The 4762-nt window shown below is 66.3% G+C and carries 5 protein-coding genes; 1 reads left to right on the top strand and 4 read right to left on the bottom strand.

All coding sequences use genetic code 11. The annotated features are described in order from the left end of the window. The first annotated feature begins 493 nt into the window (after positions 1-493). Entirely contained in the window at positions 494-1534 is a 1041-nt protein-coding gene (locus DBR34_RS12280) for a hypothetical protein (protein ID WP_128097000.1), read from the top strand. Positions 1535-1628: 94 nt separating this feature from the next. Here DBR34_RS12280 and DBR34_RS12275 read toward each other — a convergent pair whose 3' ends face one another. The 4 genes from DBR34_RS12275 to DBR34_RS12260 form a co-directional block, all read right to left on the bottom strand. Next, positions 1629-2000 (bottom strand): hypothetical protein, encoded by a 372-nt coding sequence (locus DBR34_RS12275; RefSeq protein ID WP_128096999.1) that lies wholly within the window; start codon positions 1998-2000, stop codon positions 1629-1631. Positions 2001-2047: 47 nt separating this feature from the next. Then, entirely contained in the window at positions 2048-2398 is a 351-nt protein-coding gene (locus tag DBR34_RS12270; RefSeq protein ID WP_128096998.1) for a VOC family protein, read from the bottom strand. A gap of 119 nt (positions 2399-2517) precedes the next feature. After that, positions 2518-3423 carry an NAD(P)/FAD-dependent oxidoreductase gene (locus DBR34_RS12265; RefSeq protein ID WP_128096997.1) on the bottom strand — a complete coding sequence of 302 codons (906 nt, stop codon included), beginning with the start codon at positions 3421-3423 and terminating at the stop codon, positions 2518-2520. 92 nt (positions 3424-3515) lie between these two features. Then, positions 3516-4667 carry an MltA domain-containing protein gene (locus tag DBR34_RS12260; RefSeq protein WP_128096996.1) on the bottom strand — a complete coding sequence of 384 codons (1152 nt, stop codon included), beginning with the start codon at positions 4665-4667 and terminating at the stop codon, positions 3516-3518. Between the last annotated feature and the right edge of the window lie 95 nt (positions 4668-4762).

Genomic DNA, 4762 nt, shown 5'->3' with positions numbered 1-4762 from the left:
ATCATAAACAGCGGGCCGTGGGGGAGAGCACTGTGTCTCACCCGCCGTCATTCAGCCGCGTCAGCCGGCCAGGCGAGTGGGATCCGTGCCAGAAGGTCCCCTCGCCGGTGGTCTTGTCGAGCATGTCGGCACGTTGCCCTTCGGCAACGGGAGCAGCGAGATTGAGTGCATCAACGCGCGTTGGTGATATGCCAGTGCAACCGCAGCGTGATTGCCGCAACCGTGTCACACGCGAGAATGCGGCGGTCAACATGACGTGGCGGCAGTGGCATGGTCACGCTCAACCCAGGCACATTGACGTAGCTGACAGTCGATAGCCGCGTATATTTGCTTCGACACAACGAGAAGAAGCATGCGCCCACTAGTTGAGAGCATTCACTCACTTCGCCTTAAGTACGATCACGATCACCATCAAGATCACGACCCTCGTCCAACTCGCGGGCCTGCAGTAGTCGTTAGGGAGCGGCTGCTGGTTTCAGACGATGACGGCCGGATGTTTGATGTGGTCGGATTACCACAGCAACCGATGCTGATTCCTTACGGCGACCTCGGCGACGACTTTTCCCCGGATCTTTCCACTTTCAGCCGCAATGCAGCACAGACGCATACCCTTGTCAGGGTCTGGTGCCGGCAGACTGGATGTTTTGTCTATCGGATTTTCTCGGAAGAGGAACGCACATGGACAACACTGGCCGCACCGCCTCCAGGCTGCGACGGCGCCCCGTTGGCAAGCGCTGAGCTTGGCGCTTGGGTCGGCGATGAGATTGTGGTGTTTTCTGTTCGGCCGCGATTCGGCCGCGTCATGCCGGAGGCTATGTTCTGGAGCCGCTACAACCGGGATGGCGAGATGATCGCAGGCAACCAATTGTTGCTGGCGTCCGAGAGAGGATGGAGGTCGTTCACGGAACGCGATGTGTTCTGGTCAGCTGCCGCGGGTGATCGCGTCATCGCGTACGCATGGAACAGGTTTTTTGCACTCGATGGTGCGGGCGTTACCGAGCTGCCCGCACCACAAGGGGTTGGCCCGGTCCAGGCCCACGTTCCATCCGTGGTCCGCGATGGAAGAGTGCTGCTCTTCTCCCATACGGACATGCATGACGACGTATTCCTCTACGACATCGATCTGATTGACTGGAGCAGCAGCCGTCAGGATGTTTCTGCGCTGCTGAGGGGGCCACGTGGCTCCAGCGCCCGCTGGATACCGCCGCGGGTGAACGTGGTACTGCTTCGCGACGACTGGGTTTTACTGGATCTCCATGACGGCGCTGCCCTCAACCGCGTTGCCTGCTGGCTCTGGGAGCGGTCCACGAACCGAGCTTGGGGTGTACCGATGAAGGATTTTGGTGGCCGGTACGGCCTTGCCTTCGACTACGTTGCGTCGTGCGACCGTTTCATCGCCAGTGATTGCGACACGATCGCAGTGAGCCGGACCGTTAACGAAATAGCTGAAGATCTTCGGGCCGCTCCCTCAAAGGCGAAGATCCTTCCCCGACCCACCGTCAGTCCAGGCAGCAGCGTAGACAGACTGCCGTGAGAATCTGCAACGCCGTGCTCTGCTCCGTATCCCGCTATCACTGTGCCCGGGGTTCACTTTGGACATGCCCTATTGCCCGGCCTGGGACACCCACTTACTGGGTAACGTCCATTTCCACCGTCAGCGGATAGGCACCCGTACCGCGTGGTGCACGCGGCAGTACCGGAAGTGGCTGTGCGGAGAGCTTTTCCGCGAAGCAGCGCGAGAGTGGGGTGGCCGGCTCGACAGCGACCCGGGAGAGTCCCCCTGCGGTATCGATGTCGCCCACCAGCACAAACCGGTCCACCGGTTGGCCTGGGGGCGCGCAGACCATCATGGCCGATTGGATGGCGGGGGCCAGGGACCGGTCGTAGGCTTGGCCTTCGGCGGTGGCCATCGCCATGTTGCCTGCCGCAACGCGCGTGGCCATGTCGCCGGCCATGGCGTTGCAGGAGACCAGCAGCAACGCGAGGGTGATGTAGCGCATGGCCGCACGGGTCCTGTCGGGGATCGGCGTGGATGGAAGCATGGCGATCAGGCGTGCTGCAGGATATTGACCAGCCGCCCGAACGGGTCGCGCACGTAGAACCGTCGCACGCCCCAGGGTTCATCGGCCGGCCCGTATTCGAGCGCAATGCCCGCGTCACGCACCCTGCGCAGCGCCTCCTCCAGGTTGTCCACCTCCACGGACAGGTCGGGCACATCGGTCCCCGAACCGCCCTCCTGCGCGACGCTGACCTGCACGGTCATGGCATTCGGGCTGGCGTAGGTACGGATCCAGCCATGATCCATCGCCAGCCCAAGTCCCAGGATGTCCCGATAGAACCGATCGGCGAGCGCTGGGTCTTCGGTGCGGAGGTTGGCGATGATGCGTTTGACCTGCATGGAGATTCCTTTCCATCTGCGAGGGCGGGGCATGCGCGGGCTGCGTGTGCGACTGTAATGCAGAACGGGGACACGGAGCAGGAGAGGCAATGCGGGGGCGCACGCGCACAGGCGGCGCCTCAGTCCAGCAGGCCCACCAGCGAATGATGCACGGCCACGCCGGCCAGCGCGCCCTCGCCGACCGACAGCGCGATGTTGCCCGCCATGCGGGCCGCGTCGCCGCAGGCGAACACGCCTTCCACGGTGGTCTGCTTGGCCGAATCGGCGGTGATGCAGCCGGCGTCCTGCAGCTCGCACCCCAACTGCTGGGCCAGGTCGCAGGACAGGCGCGACACCGGGGCGACGAACAGCGCATCGGTGACAATGCGGCGGCCATCGGTCAGCACGACCGTGGCCTGCTCATCCACGCGCACCACGGGCGTGGTTTCGATGACAACGCCGCAGGCGTCCAGCCGCGCTTTCTGCGCCGGATCGATGCGCGCGGCATCGCTGCAGAACAGGGTGACGTTGCCCCAGTCGCACAACAGCAGCGCCTGCCCGGCCCCGCCGTCGTCGGAGCAGCCGACCACCCCGATGCGGCCTTCCTGCAGCTCATAGCCGTGGCAGTACGGGCAGTGCAGCACGCTCCTGCCCCAGCGCTCGGCCAGGCCATCGATGGCCGGCAGCGTATCGGTGACGCCGTAGGCAAGGATCAGCCGGTGGGCCGAAAAGCGCTGGCCGCCGTCGCACTGGATGCCAAAGCGCTTGCCGCCGTCCAGGACCTCGGCACGTACCGCGCGCCCGGTGAGCCAGGCCAGGGTCGGATAGCGCATCAGTTCGCCACGCGACTGCGCGGCGATCTCGGCCGGGGCCATGCCTTCGCGGCCCAGGAAGCCATGGGCGACCACCGCGTTGCGGTTGCGCGGGGTGCCGCTGTCGATGACCAGCACGCTGCGCCGGGCGCGCACCAGTTGCAGGGCCGCGGACATGCCGGCATAGCTGCCGCCCACGATGATGACGTCGAAACGGTCGGGGAGTGCGCTCATGGAGCCGGTTCACCTTGCCAGGGAGCACCCCCGGGCGGGATGCGAACGGCGAGCATAGGACCGGCGCGTGAAGCAGGCCTCACACCCTGGGGCTACGGCGCCGTCGGCAACGCCGCGCCCTTGGGCCACAGCATCCAGATGGTCCCCTTCTGCTTCATGTCCCCGGCCAGTTTGCCGGCCACATCGCCGGTGCCCCAGAACAGGTCGGCACGCACTTCCCCGGCAATCGCACCGCCGGTGTCCTGCGCGGCCACCGGGCGCACCACCGCCGTGCCGTCCGGGCGCGTGGTGGACAGCCACAGCAGGCTGCCCAGCGGCACCACGGTGCGGTCCACCGCGACGCTGTAGCCGGCGGTGAGCGGCACGTTCAACGAGCCGCGCGGGCCTTCGTCGCCGTCGGGGCCCTTGGTGAAGAACACATAGCTGGGATTGCTGGCCAGCAGCTCGGGCACGCGCGCCGGATGGGCGATGGCCCAGGCACGGATGGCGTCCATGGTGACGTCGTCCTTCTTCAGCTCGCCCTGCTCCACCAGCCAGCGCCCGATCGGGCGGTAGGGGTGGCCGTTCTGGTCGGCGTAGGCGATCCGCAGGTGTCGGCCATCGGCCAGCACGATGCGGCCCGAGCCTTGGATCTGCAGGAACTGCAGGTCCATCGGATGGGTGAGCCAGGCCAGTACGGGGGCTTTGACGCCTTGGGCGGCAATTGTCGCGGCATCGTCGTAGGGCTTGAGTACGCGCCCCTCCACACGGCCGCGCAGGCGCTTGCCCTTGAGCTCGGGATACACGCTGTCCAGCTGCACGCTGACCATGTCGCCGGGCACGCCATAGACGGGCACGGTGGCCTGCGCGGTGCGGGTCAGGCTGCCGGGGTAGATCGGTTCGTAGTAGCCGGTGATCAGTCCATCGGCGCGGTTGCCCGCGCCGCGCAGGGCATAGACGTCCAGGCGTTCCTGCAGGAACTGGCGGATGTCGGCCGGGGTGGTGTCGACACTGGCCGCCGCCGTGCAGGTGGATGCCCAGGTGGTGTCGGTCTTCAGGCGCGGGCACCCGTTGCGCCACGCCGCGAAGCCGGCCTGCAGGTCGGCATCGGAGACGGCGGGCAACGCGGTCCACGCGGCCTTGACGTAGGTGTTGCCGGGCGCGCTGGGGCGCTGCGGAGTCACGGCGCAGCTGGTCAGCAGGGCCAGGCCGATGAGCAGTGCCGCAGGAAGTCGGCGTGCGGCGATGAGGCGGGTGATCGTCATGGGCAAGGGTCCTGAAATCGTGGCGCCGATGGTGGGTCGGCTGGCGCGGTTGGCATCGTAGAGCCGACCGTTGGTCGGCTGGCGCGGCTGGCATC

This window comes from Stenotrophomonas sp. HMWF003, assembly GCF_003061285.1.
In the GTDB taxonomy this organism is placed as follows: Bacteria; Pseudomonadota; Gammaproteobacteria; order Xanthomonadales; family Xanthomonadaceae; genus Stenotrophomonas; species Stenotrophomonas maltophilia_AP.
The sequence above is the reverse complement of the archived record's forward strand: the minus strand, read 5'-3'. Positions and strand labels throughout refer to the sequence as shown.

Bases quoted from the DNA above. Each gene is read 5' to 3' on its own strand.
- DBR34_RS12280 (WP_128097000.1), top strand. From the start codon at position 494: ATGTTTGATGTGGTCGGATTACCACAGCAACCGATGCTGATTCCTTAC.
- DBR34_RS12275 (WP_128096999.1), bottom strand. From the start codon at position 2,000: ATGCGCTACATCACCCTCGCGTTGCTGCTGGTCTCCTGCAACGCCATG.
- DBR34_RS12270 (WP_128096998.1), bottom strand. From the start codon at position 2,398: ATGCAGGTCAAACGCATCATCGCCAACCTCCGCACCGAAGACCCAGCG.
- DBR34_RS12265 (WP_128096997.1), bottom strand. From the start codon at position 3,423: ATGAGCGCACTCCCCGACCGTTTCGACGTCATCATCGTGGGCGGCAGC.
- DBR34_RS12260 (WP_128096996.1), bottom strand. From the start codon at position 4,667: ATGACGATCACCCGCCTCATCGCCGCACGCCGACTTCCTGCGGCACTG.